This window comes from Parafrankia sp. EUN1f (assembly GCF_000177675.1).
Lineage (GTDB): Bacteria > Actinomycetota > Actinomycetes > Frankiales > Frankiaceae > Parafrankia.
Map to the genome: position 1 here is coordinate 1 of NZ_ADGX01000155.1, position 20,077 is coordinate 20,077.

At 73.4% G+C, this 20,077-nt stretch carries 19 protein-coding genes and 2 pseudogenes; 9 read left to right on the forward strand and 12 right to left on the reverse strand.

Annotation, left to right across the window (positions count from 1 at the left end; all coding sequences use genetic code 11):
- The 3 genes from FREUN1FDRAFT_RS31135 to FREUN1FDRAFT_RS31145 all read right to left on the reverse strand — a co-directional run.
- Positions 1–312, reverse strand: a 312-nt coding sequence (locus FREUN1FDRAFT_RS31135; RefSeq protein WP_006544299.1) for a biotin/lipoyl-containing protein, incomplete at its 3' end; no start/stop codon positions are given.
- A gap of 84 nt (positions 313–396) precedes the next feature.
- The gene (gene lpdA, locus FREUN1FDRAFT_RS31140; RefSeq protein ID WP_035954964.1) at positions 397–1,779 is read right to left on the reverse strand and encodes a dihydrolipoyl dehydrogenase; all 1,383 of its coding nucleotides are present in this window, start codon (positions 1,777–1,779) and stop codon (positions 397–399) included.
- A 329-nt stretch (positions 1,780–2,108) separates the two neighbouring features.
- The gene (locus FREUN1FDRAFT_RS31145; protein ID WP_006544301.1) at positions 2,109–3,713 is read right to left on the reverse strand and encodes a leucyl aminopeptidase; all 1,605 of its coding nucleotides are present in this window, start codon (positions 3,711–3,713) and stop codon (positions 2,109–2,111) included.
- A gap of 216 nt (positions 3,714–3,929) precedes the next feature.
- On the opposite strand from FREUN1FDRAFT_RS31145, the gene gcvT reads away from it, so the two are divergent.
- A complete protein-coding gene (gcvT, locus tag FREUN1FDRAFT_RS31150; RefSeq protein WP_006544302.1) occupies positions 3,930–5,045 on the forward strand; it encodes a glycine cleavage system aminomethyltransferase GcvT in 1,116 nt (371 codons plus the stop codon).
- Between the two features lie 51 nt (positions 5,046–5,096).
- On the opposite strand, the gene cobS is transcribed toward gcvT, so the two are convergent.
- Both cobS and cobT read right to left on the reverse strand, forming a co-directional pair.
- On the reverse strand, positions 5,097–5,936 hold the full coding sequence (gene cobS, locus FREUN1FDRAFT_RS31155) for an adenosylcobinamide-GDP ribazoletransferase (RefSeq protein ID WP_006544303.1): 840 nt from the start codon (positions 5,934–5,936) through the stop codon (positions 5,097–5,099).
- Positions 5,933–7,135 carry a nicotinate-nucleotide--dimethylbenzimidazole phosphoribosyltransferase gene (gene cobT, locus FREUN1FDRAFT_RS31160; protein WP_006544304.1) on the reverse strand — a complete coding sequence of 401 codons (1,203 nt, stop codon included), beginning with the start codon at positions 7,133–7,135 and terminating at the stop codon, positions 5,933–5,935. Before cobT ends, cobS begins: the two co-directional genes overlap by 4 nt.
- Before the next feature lie 16 nt (positions 7,136–7,151).
- Here cobT and FREUN1FDRAFT_RS46945 point away from each other — a divergent pair.
- The 3 genes and pseudogenes from FREUN1FDRAFT_RS46945 to FREUN1FDRAFT_RS46955 all read left to right on the forward strand — a co-directional run.
- Positions 7,152–8,567 (forward strand): annotated as a pseudogene (locus FREUN1FDRAFT_RS46945) (WD40 repeat domain-containing protein); the annotation flags it as partial.
- Positions 8,568–8,980: 413 nt separating this feature from the next.
- Positions 8,981–9,118, forward strand: a pseudogene (locus tag FREUN1FDRAFT_RS46950) (hypothetical protein); the annotation flags it as partial.
- Positions 9,119–9,172: 54 nt separating this feature from the next.
- Positions 9,173–9,556, forward strand: coding sequence for a WD40 repeat domain-containing protein (locus FREUN1FDRAFT_RS46955; RefSeq protein WP_232295494.1), 384 nt, complete (start codon positions 9,173–9,175; stop codon positions 9,554–9,556).
- A gap of 114 nt (positions 9,557–9,670) precedes the next feature.
- Here the strand turns inward: FREUN1FDRAFT_RS46955 and FREUN1FDRAFT_RS31170 are convergent, their stop codons facing one another.
- The gene (locus FREUN1FDRAFT_RS31170; RefSeq protein WP_006544307.1) at positions 9,671–11,143 is read right to left on the reverse strand and encodes a bifunctional adenosylcobinamide kinase/adenosylcobinamide-phosphate guanylyltransferase; all 1,473 of its coding nucleotides are present in this window, start codon (positions 11,141–11,143) and stop codon (positions 9,671–9,673) included.
- Positions 11,144–11,168: 25 nt separating this feature from the next.
- Positions 11,169–11,345, reverse strand: a complete 177-nt coding sequence (locus FREUN1FDRAFT_RS45430) for a hypothetical protein (protein WP_006544308.1) — start codon at positions 11,343–11,345, stop codon at positions 11,169–11,171.
- Between the two features lie 339 nt (positions 11,346–11,684).
- Here FREUN1FDRAFT_RS45430 and FREUN1FDRAFT_RS31175 point away from each other — a divergent pair, with 339 nt between their 5' ends.
- The 3 genes from FREUN1FDRAFT_RS31175 (at position 11,685) to FREUN1FDRAFT_RS31185 (ending at position 13,335) form a co-directional block, all read left to right on the forward strand.
- On the forward strand, positions 11,685–11,897 hold the full coding sequence (locus FREUN1FDRAFT_RS31175; RefSeq protein ID WP_006544309.1) for a hypothetical protein: 213 nt from the start codon (positions 11,685–11,687) through the stop codon (positions 11,895–11,897).
- A 180-nt stretch (positions 11,898–12,077) separates the two neighbouring features.
- Complete coding sequence (locus FREUN1FDRAFT_RS31180) at positions 12,078–12,638, forward strand: nitroreductase/quinone reductase family protein (RefSeq protein ID WP_006544310.1); 561 nt, start codon at positions 12,078–12,080, stop codon at positions 12,636–12,638.
- Between the two features lie 133 nt (positions 12,639–12,771).
- Positions 12,772–13,335, forward strand: a complete 564-nt coding sequence (locus FREUN1FDRAFT_RS31185; RefSeq protein WP_035954980.1) for a TetR/AcrR family transcriptional regulator — start codon at positions 12,772–12,774, stop codon at positions 13,333–13,335.
- A gap of 60 nt (positions 13,336–13,395) precedes the next feature.
- On the opposite strand, the gene FREUN1FDRAFT_RS31190 is transcribed toward FREUN1FDRAFT_RS31185, so the two are convergent.
- From FREUN1FDRAFT_RS31190 to nadA, 3 genes are all read right to left on the reverse strand, one after another.
- Positions 13,396–14,373 (reverse strand): aldo/keto reductase family protein, encoded by a 978-nt coding sequence (locus FREUN1FDRAFT_RS31190; protein ID WP_006544312.1) that lies wholly within the window; start codon positions 14,371–14,373, stop codon positions 13,396–13,398.
- Positions 14,374–14,518: 145 nt separating this feature from the next.
- A complete protein-coding gene (locus tag FREUN1FDRAFT_RS31195) occupies positions 14,519–15,151 on the reverse strand; it encodes a DUF3043 domain-containing protein (protein WP_006544313.1) in 633 nt (210 codons plus the stop codon).
- Entirely contained in the window at positions 15,151–16,338 is a 1,188-nt protein-coding gene (nadA, locus tag FREUN1FDRAFT_RS31200; protein ID WP_006544314.1) for a quinolinate synthase NadA, read from the reverse strand. Before nadA ends, FREUN1FDRAFT_RS31195 begins: the two co-directional genes overlap by 1 nt.
- Positions 16,339–16,990: 652 nt before the next feature.
- Here nadA and erpA point away from each other — a divergent pair.
- Together erpA and FREUN1FDRAFT_RS31215 are read left to right on the forward strand one after the other, a co-directional pair.
- Entirely contained in the window at positions 16,991–17,353 is a 363-nt protein-coding gene (erpA, locus tag FREUN1FDRAFT_RS31210; protein WP_006544315.1) for an iron-sulfur cluster insertion protein ErpA, read from the forward strand.
- A 276-nt stretch (positions 17,354–17,629) separates the two neighbouring features.
- The gene (locus FREUN1FDRAFT_RS31215; protein WP_006544316.1) at positions 17,630–18,610 is read left to right on the forward strand and encodes a carbohydrate kinase family protein; all 981 of its coding nucleotides are present in this window, start codon (positions 17,630–17,632) and stop codon (positions 18,608–18,610) included.
- A gap of 124 nt (positions 18,611–18,734) precedes the next feature.
- Here the strand turns inward: FREUN1FDRAFT_RS31215 and FREUN1FDRAFT_RS31220 are convergent, their stop codons facing one another.
- A complete protein-coding gene (locus FREUN1FDRAFT_RS31220) occupies positions 18,735–18,971 on the reverse strand; it encodes a sulfurtransferase TusA family protein (protein ID WP_006544317.1) in 237 nt (78 codons plus the stop codon).
- Positions 18,971–20,077, reverse strand: a 1,107-nt coding sequence (locus tag FREUN1FDRAFT_RS31225; protein WP_035954988.1) for a cysteine desulfurase family protein, incomplete at its 5' end; no start/stop codon positions are given. The genes FREUN1FDRAFT_RS31220 and FREUN1FDRAFT_RS31225, both read right to left, overlap by 1 nt.

The window sequence follows — 20,077 nt, forward strand, 5'->3', positions numbered from 1 at the left end:
GGCGACGGCCTTCGGCGGCTCGGGGGCGGGTGCGGGCTGCGCGGCCGGAGCGCTGGGGGCGGCAGCCGCGGCGGCGCCATCCTCGATCACGGCCAGTTCGACGCCGACCTCGACGGTCTCGTCCTCGGCAACCTTGATTGAACCGAGGACGCCGGAGGCCGGCGCGGGGATCTCGGTGTCGACCTTGTCCGTGCTCACTTCCAGCAGCGGCTCGTCGGCCTCGACGCGCTCGCCTTCCTTCTTCAGCCAGCGGGTGACCGTCCCCTCGGAGACGCTCTCCCCGAGGCGGGGCATTGTGACGGAAACTGACATTCTGACAACGACTCCTTCGTCGCGCCCGACGTCGCGCCCTGCTGCCCGGTCGGGCTGTCAGGTACGAGCGGCGGGCACCGCAGGCTAACTGTGGACGTGCAGTGGCTTGCCGGCGAGAGCGAGGTGCGCCTCACCGAGCGCCTCGGAGAGGGTCGGGTGCGGGTGGATCAGCTGGGCGACGTCGGTCGGGTATGCCTCCCAGTTGGTGATGAGCTGGGCCTCGGCGATCAACTCGCCCACCCGGTCGCCCACCATGTGGACGCCGAGGACGGGCCCGTCCTGCGCCGAGACCACGGTTACCGCTCCCGACGAGCGCAGGATCCGTGCTTTGCCGTTTCCTGCCAGGTGATAGGTGGCGGTGTCGACTTCACCGAAACGCTTGCGCGCGGCGGCGACGGTCAGGCCGACGGATGCCACCTCAGGGTGTGAGTACGTGACCCGCGGAACGTTCACGTAGTCGACCGGCACCGGGTCGAGCCCCGCGAGCCGCTCCGCGACCAGGATTCCCTCGGCGAACGCCACGTGGGCGAGCTGGAGCCCTGGCCGAAGGTCCCCGAGCGCGGAGACCGTCGGCAGGTTCGTCCGCAGCTGGGGGTCGACGACGACGTGGCCGCGGTCGGTGGTGACGCCGATGCGCTCCAGGCCGAGCCCGGCGGAGACCGGGCCGCGCCCCACGGCCACCAGGAGCAGCTCGGCGTCGATGGTCGCCCCGTCCTCGAGGACGACCGTCACCCCCCGGTCGGTGGTCTTCGCGTCCGCGAACGGGACACCGAGACGCAGTGAGATGCCGCGCCGGCCGAAGGCGCGCTCGAGCAGCTTCGAGCTGGCCTCGTCCTCGGCCGGGACCAGATGGGGCAGCGCCTCGACGATGGTCACCTCGGCGCCGAACGAGCGCCAGACCGACGCGAACTCACACCCGATCGCGCCACCACCGAGGACGACCACCGACGCGGGTACCCGCCCCAGCGCCAGCGCGTCGTCGCTGTCGATCACCGTGCGGTGGTCGATGTCGAGACCGGGCAGGGTCCGTGGCGCCGAACCGGTGGCGAGCAGAACGTGCCGGCCTTCGATCAGCCGGTCCCCGACGGCCACCGCCGTCGGGGACACCACCTGGCCGGCTCCCGCGACCACCTCGATGCCGCGGGAGTGCACCAGCCCGGTGAGCCCCTTGTACAGACCGTCCACGACCGAGTCGCGGTACCGCGCCACGCCCGCCGGGTCGATACCGCCCAGGGTCGCGTGGACCCCGAAGGCGGCGCTGTCGGCGACGGTGTCCGCCACCTCGGCCGCGTGCAGCAGCGCCTTGGTCGGAATGCAGCCGCGGTGCAGGCAGGTGCCGCCGAGCTTGTCCTTCTCGATCAGGACGACCCGCAGGCCCAGCTCCGCGGCCCGCAGCGCGGCGGCATACCCGCCGCTGCCACCACCGAGGATGACCAGATCGACGGGACCGGCCGCTGTGTCCGCCACGCGAGGTCCCTTCTTCGACGACTTGCGGACGCCAGGGTCCCGGCATGGCGGCGGCAGGAGCGTGGCCGTCGTCATGGCCGGTGAGCCCAGCCGGAACGACTGTGCATCGGGGGGACGAACGCCCCCCATGCACAGCTGTACCGGCTGGGTCCAGTCTTTCACGAGCAGGCGGCCTGTCTGGGCTCCACGACGCCGACTGTGCCGCATCACGCCACCGAGATGTGGCGCGGCTCACCCCCGGTGGCCCGACGCGGCTGCCCGGTCGGATCTCGCGAACCCACGGGGTGACCTCGCGAACCAGCGGGGTGACACAGCGCAACCCGGCGGCGTCAGAGGGCCGCCGCGCGGTCCTCGGCCAGCTGGACGAGGGTGCGCACGATCGCCCCCGTGCCCCCCTTCGGCGTGTAGCCGTAGGCCTCGCCGCCGTTCCAGGAGGGCCCGGCGATGTCGACGTGCGCCCAGGGGATCTCCTCGGGCACGAAGGCGGCGAGGAAGTGCGCGGCCAGCAGCATCCCGGCGTCGCGGTTGCCGCCGGGCGCGACGTTCGCCAGGTCGGCGACCACCGAGTCGAGGCTCTTGCGCAGCTCCGCCGGCATCGGCATCGGCCACACCGTCTCGCCCGCGCGCCCTGCGGCGGCGACGACGGCGTCCGGTGCGTCACCCCGGCCCATCACGCCGCTGGTGCGGGTGCCCAGTGCCACGATCTGCGCGCCGGTGAGCGTGGCGACATCCACGATGAGTGCCGGGTGGTCCTCGCTGGCGCGGGCCAGCGCATCGCCGAGAACCAGCCGGCCCTCGGCGTCGGTGTTGAGCACCTCGACGCGCTTCCCGCCCCGCAGAGTGATCACATCGGAGGGTCGGATGGCCTCGCCGGAGGGCATGTTCTCCGCGCAGGGCATCCAGCCGGTCAGGTTGATCGCAAGCCCCAGCCTGGCCGCGGCGATCACCGACGCGAGCACGGACGCCGCGCCGGCCATGTCGCTCTTCATCCATTCCATGGCCACCGGCGGCTTCAGCGAGAGGCCGCCGGAGTCGAACGTGATGCCCTTGCCGACCAGGGCCAGGTCGGTGGCCGGGACGGCTGTGCCGTCACCGCTGCCCGTGCTCTCGCTGTCGCCCTCGCCGGCGGTCCTCTCACCGGTGCCCGCGTCACCGGCGCCCGCGTAGCGCAGGCGGATGAGCCGCGGCGGGTTGACCGAGCCCTGGCCGACGCCGAGCAGGCCACCGAAGGCCCCGTCAGCGAGGGCCTGCTCATCCAGCACCGTCACCTCGACACCGACGGCACCGGCCCGTTCGATCGCGATCTCGGCCAGCCGGGCGGGGGAGAGGTGGCTCGGCGGCGTGTTCACCAGGTCCCGGACGAGCGCGACGGACTCGCTGATGATCACCGCCCGTGCCATGGCGGCCTCGGCCGCGGCGACGGCCGCCGGCTCCTCGACCACCAGGACGATCTCCTGGACGGGGGCCGGCCTGGTGGACGTGGCGCGCAGGCTGTCGAAGGCATAGGCACCCAGCAGCGACCCCTCGGCCGCCGCGCGCAGCGACGACGGGCTCGCCTCGCCGCCGGCGAGCGCCAGCGTGGTGGCCACTCGGGTCGCTCCGGCGAGTGCCCGGACAGCCGCGCCGGCCGCGCGCCGCAGGGCCTCGTGGTCGGTTTCCGCGTCGCGCAGGAACGTGCTGTGATCGCCGAGGCCGACCGCGAGGACGGTCGGAGCCGTCAGCGTTCCCAGCGTCGCGAACCGCACGGTGTCGCCGGCGGCACCGGTCGCCCCGAGATCGGCGAGGATCCGGGCCAGGCGGCCACCGAGCGCGGAGTCGAGCGGCCCGGTCCCGCCGAGAGGCACCGGGCCGTCCTCGCCTTTGGCTATTCCGACCACGATCGCGTCGACGTCGAGATCAGTGAGCGCGGTGGCGGCGACAGAGGTGACGGTCATTGCCCGAGCGTATTGGGCCCGACCGGCGGCGCCCCGGGTGGCGGTGGCAGTCGTGTGGCGGCGGGTGGGACCCTCTGCGCGGGCCGTGACAGGCCGGTTGCCAGGCCGTGACAGGCCTGTTGCCGGGGCGTGGCGGGCATCGGGTCGGGGGTCGGTGGTCGGCCGGGACATCGCCGTCGGCGACGGCGCGGCCCGCCGGACCGCTACGCTGCGGCAATGACAGAGGGCGCCGGAAGGACAGAGCTGCGTCGGTCCCCGCTGTACGAGCGGCACGTCGAGCTGGGTGCGAAGATGGCCGGCTTCGGCGGCTGGGCGATGCCGATCGAGTACGCGGGTCGCGGGGTGCTGGCCGAGCACGCCGCCGTGCGTTCCGCCGTCGGTGTCTTCGACGTCAGCCATCTGGGCAAGGCCCGCGTGCGCGGCGCCGGCGCGGTCGACTTCGTCAACTCGTGCCTGACCAACGACCTGCGCCGGATCGGTCCCGGCCAGGCGCAGTACACGTTGTGCTGCGACGAGACCGGCGGTGTCGTCGACGACCTCATCGCCTACTTCTACGCCGATGACGACGTGTTCCTGGTCCCGAACGCCGCGAACACCGCCGAGGTCGTCCGGCGGCTGGCCGCGGCCGCGCCGTCAGGGGTGGCGGTGACGGATCTGCACACCGACTACGGCGTCCTCGCCGTGCAGGGCCCGGCGTCGGTCCAGGTCCTCGCCGCGCTGGGGCTGCCGGCTGACGGTGCCTACATGAGCTTCGCCGACGCCGACTGGAAGGGTCGTCCGGTCGTCGTCTGCCGCTCGGGCTACACCGGTGAGATCGGTTTCGAGCTGCTGCCCCGCTGGGAGGACGCGGTGCTGCTCTGGGACGAGGTGCTGGCGGCCGCGGCGGGCGTCGGTGGTCTTGCGTGTGGCCTCGGCGCCCGCGACACGCTGCGGACCGAGATGGGCTACCCGCTGCACGGCCAGGACCTGTCGCTGTCGATCTCGCCCGTGCAGGCCCGCTCCGGCTGGGCGGTCGGCTGGGACAAGCCGGCCTTCTGGGGCCGCGAGGCGCTGCTCGCCGAGCGTGCGGCCGGCGCGGCCCGCTCGCTGTGGGGCCTGCGTTCGAACGACCGCGGGATCCCACGCCCGCATATGCGGGTGACCGGTGCCGGTGGCGCCGAGGTCGGCGAGGTCACCAGCGGCACGTTCTCGCCGACGCTGCGTCAGGGCATCGGCCTCGCCCTGCTCGACCGGTCGGTGACCGCGGGCGACACCGTGACGGTGGACGTGCGCGGCCGCGTCTCGGCGATGACGGTGGTCCGCCCGCCGTTCGTCTCCGCCTCCCCGCGCTAGCGGTAGCGGTAGCGGTAGCGGTAGCGGCGGCGCACAAGGCGCCGCCGGGCGCTAGGCGAGGCCGAGGAACCGCAGGGCCGGCGTCGGGATCGTCATGGCCATCGTCAGCAGGCAGACCATGAGGGTGATCTCGATCGTCGCGCCGAGCGTGTCGCCGGTGATGCCACCGAAGCGGCGGACGAGGCGGTGGCGGACCAGCAACGCCGCGGCGAGCCCGACCATCACGGCCACCACGGCGCGGACGGCCCTGCCGTCGTCGCCACCGTGGAAGTCGAACCGCCCGGCCAGCGCGGCCACCAGCAGCACACCGGCGGTGGCCGCTATCGCGTCGCGGCGGCGCACCGTGCCCGCGACCAGCGCGCCGAGGCCGTCCGGCCGGGCCGCCGGTGTCCGCTCGACGCAGGACCAGGTCGCGGCGAGCCGGCTGGTCATCGCCGCGACCAGGATCGACACGGTGCCCCGGTGCGCGCTGATCGCGACGCTCAGCGCCGAGACCTGGATGAGCACCACGAACAGCACGGTGATCGCGCCGAAGGCACCGATGGTCGACTCCCGCATGACGGCGAGCATCCGGTCACGGCCGCCGCGGACGCCGAACGAGTCGGCCACGTCCGCCAGCCCGTCCAGGTGCAGGCCGCGGGTGAGCAGCGCGATCAGCGCGAGGCCGACGACAGCGGGAAGCAGCGTCTGCGGGCGTTCGCCCGGTGGCTTCGTCATGACCCGCAGACCCAGCACCACCAGGGCGCAGACGAAGCCGAGCGCGAACCCGACCGCGGGAGCCGCGAGCATGGCGCGCCTGGCGGTGGTGCGGTCCAGGCGCTCGGGGCCGCGGATCGGCAGCACGGTGAGCAGGGTGACGGCCGCACGCACCCCGATCACCGGGGCGGTCACGGGGCGTCGGTGCTGGTGCCGTCGGCGGCCGGCCCGTCGCCCGAGCCCTCGCCGTCGCCCTCGCTTTCGCTGGGGGCCGGGTCGGACGGGTCGTTCTTCCCGCTGCTGACGCCGGCCTGGTCGAACGTCGCCATCTCGGCGAGGGTGCGCTGCGCCGCCAGCAGCATCGGCACGGCGAGCAGGGCGCCGGTGCCCTCACCGAGGCGCAGACCGGCGTCCATGAGCGGCTCGAGCCCGAGGCGGTTGAGGACGAACCGCTGCGCCGGTTCGGGGGAGCGGCTGCCGGCGACCCACCACTGCCTCGCGCCCGGAACGATGGTCTCGGCGGCCAGCGCCGCCGCGCAGACGATCACTCCGTCGAGAACGACCGGTGTGCGCCGGACGCCCGCCTGGACGAGGAGGCCGGCGAGTGCGGCGAGATCCGCCCCGCCCGCGACCCGCAGCACCGACAGCGCGTTGCCGGCGTGCCGGGCTCGCCGCATCGCGTCCCGGATCGCGGCGACCTTGATCATCCATCGCTGGTCGTCGATGCCGGTTCCGCGCCCGACCACCTCGGCCGGCTCCAGGTCGAGCAGGGCGCCGATCACCGCCGCCGCCGCGGTGGTGTTGCCGATACCCATCTCGCCGGGGATGAGCAGATCCGCGCCGGCGTCGATCTCCTCGTCCGCGATCAGCCGGCCCACGGCGAACGCCGCGGAGACCTCGGCCGGGGTGAGCGCGTCATCCTGGTCGATCCGTCCGCTCGCGCGGCGGATCCGGTACCGCTCGGGTGGTGCCGTGCCGTCGACGCCGCCCAGGGCGGTCGGCTCCGGTGTGTCGACGGCGACGTCGACCACCCGGACCGACGCGCCGACCTGGCGCGCCAGCACGTTGACGGCCGCGCCGCCGGCGGCGAAGTTCGCCACCATCTGCGCCGTGACCTCCGACGGGAACGCGGAAACGCCGGCGGCCGCGATGCCGTGATCACCGGCGATGACGATCACCCGGATGCGGGCGGGTGGCCGGGGTGGGCAGGTTCCCTGCGCGCCCGCGAGCCAGATCGACAGGTCCTCGAGGCGGCCGAGCGCGCCTGGTGGCTTGGTGAGGATGCCGTGGCGGCTCCGCGCGGCCGCCATGGCGTCCTGGTCGAGATCCGGTACGTCCGGAAAGGCGGTCGAGGTCGGCGGCTGCGGGGCGGATCCGGCCGGGGTGATGTCCACAGGTCCTTATTACCTGATGGACCGCCTTCGTCCGACCCCGGCCAGGTGCCGGGACCGGCCCGCGTCCGCAGGTGGTCCCACTGTGTCGTCCGGCCCGCCGGGCGCGGGGTGTTCCGGTAATTTGCCGGATGTGTCTGCCGCCCAGCCGCCCGGTCTGCCGACCGTCCCGGCGGCGGGCCTGGGCCGGCCGACCGGCGAGAGCCTGCGCCGGTACCTGGAGCGCGCGGTGGTCGGCGAGGATGCCGCGATCGGGCGGGACGTCCTGGCGGCCTACTGGTCCGCCACCGGTGAGCTGGACCGCGACGAGGTCGACGACCTGTGCCGACAGTTCGCCCCCGCGCTGGCCCGGGCGCTCGGGCAGAACGCGCATCTGCTCGCTCCGACCACGCCGGCCGGAGCGCTCGGCGCGATCGTGCTGAGCCGGCTGGACGGTGTCCGCGCGCTGGAGCCGGCGCGGGCGGCGCTGGCCCGTGAGCTCGCCGGTCCGCGGCTGGTCAACCGGTGGCCGCTGCCCGACCAGCCACACCCGGCGCTGCGGCGGGTGCTGGCCGGCCACCGCGGGCAGGTGCACGCGCTGGCCGTCGCACCCGACGGCTCCTGGCTGGCCTCGGCCGGCACGGACGGGACGCTGCGGACCTGGACGGTCGGCACGGGCATCGCGCGGTCGATGTTCACCGGGCACACCGGCAACGTGCTGAGCTGCGCCATCGCCCCGGACGGCGGCTGGCTGGCCTCCGCCGGCCTCGACGGCACCGTGCGGATCTGGGACGTCCCGGGCGAGGGATCGCGGGCACCCGGCGCGCACCGCACGGCCGAGGTAGCCGAGGTGGACGGGATGGTCGGTGCGGGGTGCTCCGCCCGCCTCGTCCTGCGCGGCCACCGGGGCCCGGTGAACGGCGTCGCGGTGAGCCTCGACGGCCGCTCGGTGGTCGCGGTCGGCTCCGACGGCACGCTGCGGACCTGGGACGTCGCCACGGGCAGCCCGACGCTGACCGTGCCGGTGGCGGTGGGACCGTTGCGCTGCTGCGCGGTCGGCCCGGACCCGACGACTGTCGTCGTCGCCGGTGACGACGGAGCCATCTGGCCGGTCGACCTGCGCACCGGCGCCGCCGGCAGCCGCCTGCCCGGTCACCTCGGGCCGGTGCTCGCGCTGGCCTACGGCCCGGACGGATCCTGGCTGGTCTCGGCCGGGGAGGACGGCACGCTGCGCCGGTGGGACACGGTCACCGGCCGACAGGTCGCCACGATCGGCGACGGCGGGCGCCCGGTCCACGCCTGTGCACTGTCCCCGGACGGCTCCTTCGCCGTCGCGCCGGAAGGGGATGTGATCGCGGTGCGCGACCCCGGCGACGGTACCCAGTGGGCCGAACTGACCGGGGCGGTCGGCACCCGGGCCTGCGTCGTCGCCCCGGACGGCTCCTGGATCGCCTCAGGCGGCCGTTACGGCACGATCCGGCTCTGGAGCACCCGGGGGGAGCTGCCTCGGGTGCCGACCGCGGAACGCAACGAGGGCACCCGGGGGTGCGCCGTCGTCGTGCGCGCCATCGCGGCCGGCGGCGACCGCGCTGGCCTCGGCGGGTCCAGCCTCGACGGTGCCGCGGCGGGCGCCGCCGGCTACGTCGTGTCGTCCAGCGACGACGGAACCGTCACCGCCTGGGACCTGGTGACCGGTGAGCCGGGCGCGGCGATGACGGGGCTGCCTGGCCCGGCCCGGGGGTGCCGCAGTGACCCGGACGGGGGTGGGCCGTCGTGCCGGCCCAGCCGAACGCGCTGCGGCTCTGGGAGCCGGCCACCGGGACAGTGCGGGCGGTGCTCACCGCGGACGCGGCGATCCTCGGCTTCGCCGTGGCCGCGGACGGAACCTGGGTCGCAGGCGGCTGCGAGGACGACTCGGTGCGCCTGTGGGACGCCGAGTCCGGAGAGTGGATGGCGACCTTCACCGGCCACACCGCCCGGGTGCCGGCCTGCGTCGCCGGCCCGGACGGGACGTGGCTCGCCTCCGGCGCCGACGACGCGACCGTGCGGATGTGGGATGTGGTGACCCTCGAGCAGCGGGCGGTGCTGCGTGGCCACCGCGGGCCGGTGCTCGGGCTCGCGACCGATGCGGCCGGCCGGCTGCTGGCCTCCGCCGGGCAGGACCACACCGTGCGGATCTGGGACGTCGCGACCGGCCGGGCGCTGACCGTGCTCGAGGGCCACACGCAGGCCGTCCGGGAGGTGAGCTTCGCGCCGGACGGGTCCTGGCTGGCCAGCGCGGGTGGCGACGGGTCGGTGCGGATCTGGGATCCGCGGACGTGGACCTGCAGCGCGATGATGCGGTTCGAGGGCACGGCCCGCGGCTGCGCCTGGCTGCCCGACGGCACCGGCCTGGTGGTGGCCGGCTCGTCCGGGCTGTACCTGTACTCGTTCCTGCACGACTGACGCCACTGACGCCACTGTCGCCGAGAGCCCGGGCCGCGCCCGCGTGCTGTGCCCGGCCTGCCTCCGACCGACCGGCCTGCCTCCGACCGACCGGCCGGCCTCCGACCGGCTTGGTCAGCCGGCGGGTGCGGCGGGGCGTAGCCGGACGGGCAGGCCGGCCACGGACAGCCAGACCTCGTCCGCCTCGGCCGCGAGCCGGGAGTTGACCTCGCCCAGGCGGTCGACGAACCGGCGCCCCACCGCGGTCGGCGCCACCGGGCCCGAGCCGGCCTCGTCCGTCACCGCCACCACGCGCCGCCGCGCATCACGCCAGGCCTCGACCAGGCCGTGCACGGACGCTTCGAAGTCCTGTTCGTCCTCATCCAGCCGCGCGGCGACCCACAGCGAGACGCTGTCTATGAGCAGCGCGGGGCCGGGCGAGCGCAGCAGCGGCTCGAGATCGAGGGTCTCCACGGTGCTCCAGCCCGGCGGTCGGCGGTCGCGGTGGGCCTGGATCCGGGCCGCCCAGTCGGGGTCGGATCCGTCCGCGGGCCGGCTGGTGGCGACATAGAGGACGTCCGGCTCGGCGAGCAGCCGGTGCTCGGCGTGCGCGGACTTGCCCGACCGGGTGCCACCGGTGACCAGGACCCGCCGCGGTGGTGTCCGTGGCTCCGGCCGGTCCGACGGTGCCGGTGGTCGCCGCGGGTCCGTCCCCGACTGCGCCACGGACTGCGCCACCGACGGTGCCCTCGAGGGTGCGCGTGGTGGGACGTCCAGGATGGTGCCGTCGGGTGGGGCCTCGGCGCCGATGTCGTGCAGCCGCCGCGCCAGCTCGTCGCCGGGCGGGTTGCGGTGGCTCAGATGGACGGCGAGCACCCTGGTGGACTCGACGACGGCCCCGAGCTCGCGTAGCTCGGCGACGAGCCGGGCGAACGAGGGCAGGTCCAGGTGCTCGCCGAACCCCGGGCGGTCGCCGTTGTTCTCCTCCAGCAGCACGACGTCGAACGCGCGGCCGGCGAGTGCGGTCAGCGTCTGCGGTGGCAGGGGCGCGGCGGTGTCGCAGCCGTACAGCAGCCGTGATCCGTCCGGGGTGGTGACGTCGAAGAGCACCGCCGGCCCGATGTCGGCGTCGCCGTGCCGGGCGGCCACCGGACGCACCAGGTAGCGCGGCTCGTCGCCCCGGCCGAGTTCGACGGGCTCGTCGGCGATGGCGGGCAGCAGGCGCAGCGGCGAACCGTCCGCGCCGGCTTCCCGGCCCTCCCAGCGGCGGATGAAGGCCCGGCAGACCTCCAGCGCCGCGGGGGGAGCCAGCACGTCGAGCGGCTGGTCCGCGACGGTGGACCAGGAGCGCCACATCAGCGCCTCCGGTCCGAGGTGGTCCGGATGGGCATGCCCCACCAGGAGGTGGCGCAGGCCCGCGAGGCTCACCCCGAACCGCGCCGCCGCGCGGGGGACGTCCGGCCCGAAGTCGATGAGGAGACGATCGTCGACGAGGACGGCGCTCTGGCCACGTGGCTGATGCGTGCGGGCCCACGCGCAGGAGGCGCACTCGCACCACGGGTTCGGCCATCCGTCAGCCGAACCCGTTCCCAGCAGGGTGAGCCGCACCGCGCCCCTGGCCCTTCGTCGATGATTAGTGGTGGGCGTGCGGGTGGCGCTTGCGCTCCCAGAGCGTCATCAGGGTCAGGACCACGGCGAGCGCGGCGATCGCGCCGAAGGTGAGCAGGGCGGCGGCCCACCATACGATGCCCCCCTCGTGGTGCTCGGCTGTCTCGGCGAGTACCGCCGCGGCGGTGTAGGCGGGAGTCACTGCTGCCATCCTCTCTGACGATCTCTGACGAGCTGAACTGCTTCGGGCTCGAACCGTGTGGTCTCACTCGGTGGAGCCGGCACCGGGCCGGGGCCGCGCGCGTCGGGACGCGGCCGGAACCGACGTTACCGACCCACGGGCCACTGATGCCGCCCTTGTCCGAATGAGCGCCGGTCGCCGCAGGCCGAGAGGTGCACGGAGCATCCGTGGCGTGCACGTGGCATGTGGCACTCATCCGCGGGTCGCGCGCGCTTGGATGGGGTAATGGGCATCTCCCGGGGTCTGTGGTGGCCCCGGCCGGGCGGTCGACGCCGCCGGACGTCGGGAAGGACGTGGACCGTGAGCTGGACTTGGCGGTACGAGGCAGAGGACGGCTCGGTCGTCGCGGTGGACGGTGCGAACGGATCGGAGTCGTTCACGAGCCAGGGCGACGCCGAGACGTGGATCGGCGAGCTGTGGCGCGACCTGCTGGACAAGGGGGTGACGCAGGTGAGCCTGATGGAGTCGGGTACCCGCGTCTACGGGCCGATGAGCCTGCGGCCGGTGACCTGAGCGGCCGTATCTCCGCCGCCCGCGGACCCGGGCTCGGCAGGTAGCAGAGCTCACCCGGAAAGTCGCAACGATCGGGCCCGAAGGGGTTGACACCCACTCGGCTAACGCTGTTAGCTGCAGGCGTTGGCTAACAACGTTAGCTCCGGTGTGGGTGGCGATCCCGGAAGTGAGGCGTCGATCATGATGGCGAACGCGGACAGCGCGGCGAACGCGGACAGCGCGGCGAACGCGGACAGCGCGGCGAACGCGGACAGCGCGGCGAACGCGGACAGCGCGGCGAACGCGGGCGAGACCCGGCACTACCGTCAGCCCGGCTGGTTCACCAGGAACGTGGCCAACCGTGCGGTGGCGCTGGTCAACGGGCTCGGGCTGAGCGTGTGGGGCAGCCGGATGCTGGAGGTTCGCGGCCGTTCCTCGGGCCAGATCCGCCGGGTGCCGGTTAACCTCCTGACCCTGGACGGGCGTCAGTACCTCGTCTCAGCGCGGGGGCACGGCCAGTGGGTCCGCAACGTGCGTGCCGCCGACGGTGAGCTGGCGCTGGTACTCGGGCGCCGGCGGACGAGCTACCGGGCGGTCGAGCTGACCGGCCCGGAGCAGGTCCCGGTGCTGCGCGCCTATCTGGTGAAGTGGAAGGCGGAGGTCGGCGCGTTCTTCGAAGGCGTGGGTCCGGAGTCCTCGGACGAGGATCTCGCCCGCATCGCTCCGCGCCATCCCGTGTTCGCCCTCACGCCGCTGCGGTGAGCCGGGCGGCGGTTTGTGGACGGTGGGCGAGGGAGGGATTGCGGTGAGCACAGATGCCGTGGGCGTTGTCGCCGCGAGCACGGCGGCTGCGGGTGTGGCGGCTGCGGGCGCGGTGGCCGCGGGCGCGGCGGGCATGGCGCTTCCCGTGGCGCGGATCGCGCCGCGGCCGGTGCCACCGGCCCGCTCCGCCCGGGTCACCGAGATCCTGCAGGCGGCACTGCGACTGCTGGAGGACGAAGGCGCGCAGTCGCTCACGATGCGTCGTCTCGGGGAGGTGCTCGGCATCCGTGCGCCGTCGCTGTACAAGCACCTGCCCGGCAAGCCCGCGGTCGAGACCGCGTTGATCGAGACCGCGCTCTGGGAGATCGGCGACGTCCTGCACCGGGTGGTGGACGCATCCGGGCCGGACGACGTCGTAGGCCGGCTGCTGGCCGAGTACCGCCGGTACGCGCTGGGACGGCCGAACCTCTACCGGCTGACGGCGGTCGACCCGCTCGGGCGGACCGACCTGACACCGGGGCTCGAGGACTGGTCGGGCGAGCCGTTCTACCGGGCCACCGGAGAGCCCTACCTGGCTCAGGCGCTGTGGGCGGCGGCGCACGGCACGGTGCTGCTGGAGCTCGCCGGCCGGTTCCTGCCCGGGTCGGACCTGGACCGGACCTGGGCTGCGCTGGCCAGGGCGTTCACCGTCCGGTGAGGGTGCCCTCCAGCACCTTCACCGGACGGCACCCGCACCGGGCGGAGGGCATGGCGCCGCTCAGGCGCCCTCGGGCTCCGTGGTCGCGACCGAGGCGAGAACCTTGTCGATCCGGGCGAGCAGAGCCGGTTCCAGGACCACCCCGCTTGCCCCGACGTTGTCCTTGACCTGCTCGGGCCGGGTGGCCCCGACGATGGCCGACGCCACGTTGTCGTTCTGCAGGACCCAGGCGACCGCGAGCTGCGCCATCGTCAGGCCGGCATCCGCCGCGATCGGGCGCAGCTCCTGGACCGCGGTCAGGACCTCGTCCGTCATGAAACGGGCGATGAAGCCGGCTCCGGTGCCACCCGTCGCACGGCTGCCGGCCGGTGGCGGGCTACCCGGCAGGTACTTGCCGGTCAGCACACCCTGGGCGATCGGCGACCAGACGATCTGCGAGATGCCCAGGTCCCGCGAGGTGGGGACGACCTCGGCCTCGATAGTCCGGTACAGCATCGAGTACTGCGGCTGGTTGGAGATGATCCGGTCCAGGCCCAGCTCGCCGGCGATCCGCACCGCGTCGGCGATCTGCGCCGCCGTCCACTCCGAGACGCCGACGTAGAGCACCTTGCCGGCGCGTACCAGGTCGTCGAAGGCGCGCAGCGTCTCCTCCAACGGCACCGTCGGGTCGTACCGGTGGGCCTGGTAGAGGTCGATGTGGTCGGTTCCCAGCCGGCGCAGCGAGTTGTGCGCCGACTCGATGATGTGCTTGCGGCCCAGCCCCTTGTCGTTCTCACCAGGTCCGGTCGGCCAGAAGACCTTGGTGAACAGCTCGTAGGACTCTCGCCGCACACCGGCGAGGGCCGCACCGAGGACGGATTCGGCGCGAGTCTGGGCGTAGACGTCCGCGGTGTCGAAGGTGGTGATCCCCGCGTCGAGGGCCGCGTGCACGCAGGCGGTCGCGGCGTCGGCCTCGATCTGGTCACCATGGGTGATCCAGTTGCCGTAGGAGATCTCGCTGACCGACAGTCCGCTGTTACCGAGGCGTCGATGCTTCACAGCCGAACCCTTTCACACGATCGCCCGCTGCCTCGCCGTCTCCTGGCGCGTTCTGCCTGCGAGCGGGAGCAGGAGCAGGAGCAGGGCCAAGGGCAAGGGCGCAGTGGGGCGTGGGCCGCGCGGGTCAGTGGTCCGGGCGCGCGGGTCAGCGATCCGACCGGGAGACCCGGGGACGGGGCATCCGCCAGCGGCGCGGCAGCAGCGCCCGCTGAGCCGAGTAGGCCCGCACCTTCACCCGGGAGTCCGGGTACTTCTCCGCCACCCGCCGGCTCACCTGCCGGGCCAGCACGATCGAGTCCACGACGACGGCGATGATTCCGACCAACATGAGGTAGGTCGCGGTCAGCCGCACGTAGGAGTTCGGAACCAAGCCGCCGATGAAGTAGACGAGGGCCACGGCCAGGAAGACCGGCCCGATGTTGAACCGGGTGTCGACGAAGTCACGCGCGATCACCCGCTCGGGTGCCCGCTCACGCGGCGGGAGCTTGTTGACGTCCCCGGACATCATCGCCGAGCGGTACTGCTGGCTCTGCTCGCGTCGCTCGGCGCGCTGCAGCCGCCGGCCCTCCTTGCCGGTCGCGGCGCGCACCGCCCCGGCGCCGCCGCGCGGCCGGGCGGCCCGCGCCTGCGCCCGCTTCGGGGTCGGCCGCCCCTTCCCGGCGGTGACCCGGGCGTTCTCGGCGGAGTCACCACCGGCCCGAGCGGACGCCGCCACCGGCTCGTCGCCGACAGGCGAGCCCGCCTCGGACTCGGTGTTCCGCTTCTTCAGCAGGGCCATCAGGGGAGAGCCAACATCTGGTCAAGGGCCTTTCGGGCGTATGTCGCGACCTCGGGGTCGACGGTGATGCGGTTCACGGTCTCCCCACGAGCGAGCGCCTCGAGCGTCCACACGAGGTGCGGCATGTCGATGCGGTTCATCGTGGAGCAGAAGCACACCGTACGGTCGAGGAAGACGATCTTCTTGTCAGGATGACGGTTCGCCAGCCGTTGTACCAGGTTCAGCTCGGTTCCCACGGCGAACATGGCCCCGGGCGGGGCCTCGTCCACCACCTTGATGATGTATTCGGTGGAACCGACCAGGTCGGCGGCCTCGACGACGTCACGCCGGCACTCGGGGTGCACCAGGACCTGTACCCCCGGAACGCGGTTGCGTACCTCGTCCACACACTCCCGGGTGAAACGGCCGTGCACCGAGCAGTGGCCGCGCCAGAGGATCATCCGCGCGTCGCGCAACTGGGCGCGGGTCAGGCCCCCGCCGGGCCGCCGCGGGTCGTAGACCACGCAGTCGGCCTCCGACATGCCCAGCTTGTCGATGGCGGTGTTGCGCCCCAGGTGCTGGTCGGGCAGGAAGATCACCCGCTTCCCGCGCCGCTCGCCGAATGCCCAGCCCAGCGCCCGCTCGGCGTTGGACGAGGTGCAGATCGTCCCGTCATGGCGCCCGGTGAAGGCCTTGATCGCGGCGGAGGAGTTCATGTAGCTGACCGGCACCGTGTCCGTGGCGACGCCCGCGTCGAGCAGGTCGTCCCAGGCCTGTGCCACCTGCTCGGCGGTGGCCATGTCGGCCATCGAGCAGCCGGCGGCGAGGTCGGGAAGGATCACCCGCTGGTGGTCCGCGGTCAGGATGTCGGCGCTCTCCGCCATGAAGTGCACGCCGCAGAACACGATCGAGCTGGCCGCCGGCCGGGCCGCCGCCTGCTGGGCGAGCTTGAACGAGTCCCCGGTGACGTCGGCGAACGCGATGACGTCGTCGCGCTGGTAGTGGTGCCCCAGGACGAACACGTCGTCGCCGAGGGCCGTCTTGGCCGCCCGGGCTCGCTCGGCCAGCCCGGGGTCGGCCGCCGGCGGGAGATCGCCGGGGCACTCGACACCCCGCTCGCTGCCCGGGTCGGCGTCCCGCCCGAGCAGCAGCAGCGCGAGCGGCGACGCGGTGACGCCCAGGCGTTCCAGGGCTGGGTTGACAGTCATGTCCGCTCCTTCGGGCTGGCCCGGTGGGCCGCCGCCGCTCGCTGCTCGTGGCCGGTTCGTCGTGGCCGGTTCTTTGTCGTGGCTGTTTCGTCGTGGTGGCCGGTGGCCGGTGGCCGGTGGCGGGGGTCGATCGGGTCGGTCGGTCGGTCGGTTGGGTCGGGGGCGGGTCCGGCCTGGCGGGCCATCGCCGGACCGTGCCGCGCGGCTGTTCGCGGGCCGCGAACAGCCGCGGCGACCGCGAGACCGGCCCGGGAACCACGCGGGCCCGGGAACCGGGCCAGCCACGGGGGCCGGGCCGGTCACGGAAAACGTGCCGGACGCCGAAAACGTGCCGGTCACAACACTGTGCCGAACAGCTCCGGGTGCTAATGGTCGTTCAGACTCTAACTCCGGATCGCCTGGTCTGCGCGAACTTGGGGCGGTCGGCCCTGAGATCAAGGACGCATGTCACTTGCGCGTCGTGGCCGACATCCAGGTCGCTGGCTACGATGGGAAGCGGATCCTTGCTCGCGGTGTTGAGCAAGAACGGCGGCACGGCAGGTGTGTCGCCCGTGGGGAGGCGTCGCCCGGCGCCACTTCCCGCGTACGGCCGCCTTGGGTACCAGGAAGCCTGGTGAACCAGGCACGTCCACAAGGGCAGGGAGCAGCCCCTATGACCGTGCAGGACACAACCGAGACCGAGACCAGGCCGAGCAGCGTCGTTCTCACCGACACGGCCGCCGGCAAGGTGAGGACCCTGCTCGAGCAGGAGGGGAGGGACGACCTCCAGCTCCGGATCGCCGTGCAGCCCGGCGGCTGCTCGGGCATGCGTTACCAGCTCTTCTTCGACGAGCGCAAGCTCGACGGTGACACCGTCCTCGACTTCTCCGGAGTCAAGGTCGCGGTGGACCGGATGAGCTTCCCGTACCTCGGTGGCGCGACGATCGACTTCGTCGACACCATCGAGAAGCAGGGCTTCACGATCGACAACCCGAACGCGCAGGGCTCCTGCGCGTGTGGAGACTCCTTCCACTGATCGGCCGATGACCGGCTGATCGGATGATCGGCACCGGAGCGGTCGGGCCGTCTCGGCGGCCCAGGCACCGTGCCGGCTCCGGTTGGAGTCAGTAGCTCAGCACTGCCAGGAACGGAACCCGGCGTGACGCCGTCTGTCACGCCGGGTTCCGTCATTTCTCCGGGTACACACGTCTCCGGGTACACACGCACGAAGGCGGGCATGTTCGGCACACGTCCGAACGGTGCGGTGATGTCCCTGCTGGCCGGCTGAGGGCTGGCGGTAGGCTGCGTCCTCGTGCGTATCGCCGTGACTGGGTCCATCGCCACTGACCACCTCATGCGTTTCCCGGGGCGGTTCGCCGAGCAGCTGCTCGCGGACCAGCTCGAGCGGGTCTCGTTGTCCTTCCTCGTGGACGAGCTGGTGATCCGCCGCGGTGGGGTCGCGGCGAACATCGGCTTCGGCCTGGGGCGCCTCGGGCTCCATCCGATCCTGGTCGGCGCGGTCGGTGAGGACTTCGCCGACTACCGCTCCTGGCTCGACCGGCACGGCGTCGACACCGCCTCGGTCTGGGTGAGCGAGATCGCGCACACCGCCCGGTTCGTGTGCACCACGGACAACGACCTCTGCCAGATCGCGTCGTTCTACCCCGGCGCGATGAGCGAGGCGGCGAGCATCGAGCTGCGTCCCGTCGCCGAGCGCTTCGGTGGGCTCGACCTCGTGGTGATCAGCCCCAACGACCCGCAGGCGATGATCCGCCACACCGAGGAGTGCCGGGAGCGTGGCTACGCCTTCGCGGCGGACCCGTCCCAGCAGCTGGCGACAATGGACGGCGAGAGCATCCGTTCGCTCATCGACGGTGCCGCCTACCTCTTCTGCAACGAGTACGAGAAGGCGCTGCTGGCTTCCAAGACCGGCCTGACCGACGAGGAAATCCTCGGCCGCGTCCAGGTGCGGGTGACGACACTGGGCAAGGACGGCGTCGTCATCGAGTCCGCCGGCAGCGAAGCGATCAAGGTTTCGGTTGTTCCGGCGCTCAGCACCGCCGATCCGACCGGGGTGGGCGACGCCTTCCGGGCCGGTTTCCTTTCCGGTGTCTCCTGGGGCCTGTCGCTGGAGCGGGCCGCTCAGGTCGGGTGCATGCTCGCCACGCTGGTGCTGGAGACCGTCGGCACCCAGGAGTACACGGTGGAGCGCGAGACGTTCGTGAACCGGCTCACCGAGGCGTACGGGGCAGCGGCCGCCGACGAGATCGCCGGGTACCTGCCCGCGCTCTGATCACGGCAGCGCTCGGCTCCGCCGGCGGGCGAACGCCTGCCGGCGGGTCGGGTGCCTGCCGGTGGGTCGGGTGCCTCGGCGGGTCGGGTGCCCGCCGGCGTGGTGCCTGCGGCAGGCGGGTCGCTCAGCTCTGCCTGCGGACGAGGAAGACGTCCGCGGTGGGCGCGGCGACCAGCTCGTGGCCGCGCATCCGGCACCAGGCGGCGACGTCCGCCGCGGCCGCCGGGTCGTCGGCCCGCAGCTCGACGAGCTGGCCCACCTCGACGTCGCGGATGCGCCGGGCCAGCTCGATGATCGGCAGCGGGCACCGCCGCCCCAGGGCGTCGACGACGACCGCGGGTGGCTCGGGCATGGCGTTCATCAAAGTCCCGCCGCGCCGGCACGCTCACGCACAGCCCGCACCGCGGCCGGCAGCGCGGCCAACAGCGTGTCGACGTCCGCCTCGGTGGACTCCCGGCCGAAGGAGACCCGCAGGTTGCCGTGGGTCAGCGCGCCCATCGCGACCAGCACGTGGCTGGGCGTCAGGGTGTCGGCGGTGCAGCTCGATCCGGAGCTGACCGCGATGCCGGCCCGGTCGAGCTCGGCGAGCAGCGCCTCGCCCGCGACGTACAGACACGAGAAGGCCACCACATGCGGCAGGGCGACCGCGGGATCGGTGCCGCCCGGCCCGAGCAGCTCGACGTCCTCAACCAGCGCCGGCAGGCGCTCGCGCAGCCGGTTCGCGTAGGACGCCAGCCGTGGTGCCTCGGCGTCGATCTCCGTGGCGCGCACGGCCAGCGCGGCCGCCGTCGCCACCACGGCGGGAACGTTGGGGAAACCGGGGACCCGCCCGTACTCGCGCTCGTCGGCCGGCCCAGGCGCGGCCCACCTGGTTCCCGTGCGGACCACGAGGAGGCCCACTCCGGGCGGCCCGCCGAACTTGTGCGCGCTCGCGGTCAGAAGGTCCGCACCCAGCTCGGGCAGATCGACCCGGATCCGCCCCAGCGTCATCGCGGCGTCGGTGAGCAGCGGCACGCCCCGCGCCCGCAGCGCCTGCGCCACCTCGGCGACCGGCTGGACCGTGCCGACCTCGTGGTTGGCATGCTGTAGCGCCGCGACCGCCGTGTCCGGGCGGGCGTCGAGCGCGGCGGCGAAGGCGGCCGGCTCGACGCGGCCGAGCCGGTCCACCCCGATCGTCACGACCTCGCCGCCGGCACCTTCGTGGCGCTGGGCGGCGTGCAGGACGCTGGAGTGTTCCACGGCACTGACCACGACCACCCCGCCGGCCCGGCGGCGAGCCGCCGCGGTACCGAGAAGTGCCAGGTGGGCCGCGGCGGTGCCACTGGCCGTGAAGCTGATTTCGGGGGCGCGGGCACCCAGCACGCCGGCCACGGTCTCGCGGGCGGCATCGAGCAACATCCGCGCGCGACGCCCCTCGCGGTGGAGCCGGGCCGGGTCGGCCCATCCGTCGTCCATCGCGGCGAGCAG

What these genes read in the sequence shown, in the direction of transcription:
- FREUN1FDRAFT_RS31145 (WP_006544301.1), bottom strand. Translation starts at nt 3,713, where the DNA reads ATGACCGTCACCTCTGTCGCCGCCACCGCGCTCACTGATCTCGACGTC.
- gcvT (WP_006544302.1), top strand. Translation starts at nt 3,930, where the DNA reads ATGACAGAGGGCGCCGGAAGGACAGAGCTGCGTCGGTCCCCGCTGTAC.
- FREUN1FDRAFT_RS31180 (WP_006544310.1), top strand. Translation starts at nt 12,078, where the DNA reads ATGATGGCGAACGCGGACAGCGCGGCGAACGCGGACAGCGCGGCGAAC.
- FREUN1FDRAFT_RS31185 (WP_035954980.1), top strand. Translation starts at nt 12,772, where the DNA reads ATGGCGCTTCCCGTGGCGCGGATCGCGCCGCGGCCGGTGCCACCGGCC.
- FREUN1FDRAFT_RS31195 (WP_006544313.1), bottom strand. Translation starts at nt 15,151, where the DNA reads ATGGCCCTGCTGAAGAAGCGGAACACCGAGTCCGAGGCGGGCTCGCCT.
- nadA (WP_006544314.1), bottom strand. Translation starts at nt 16,338, where the DNA reads ATGACTGTCAACCCAGCCCTGGAACGCCTGGGCGTCACCGCGTCGCCG.
- erpA (WP_006544315.1), top strand. Translation starts at nt 16,991, where the DNA reads ATGACCGTGCAGGACACAACCGAGACCGAGACCAGGCCGAGCAGCGTC.
- FREUN1FDRAFT_RS31220 (WP_006544317.1), bottom strand. Translation starts at nt 18,971, where the DNA reads ATGAACGCCATGCCCGAGCCACCCGCGGTCGTCGTCGACGCCCTGGGG.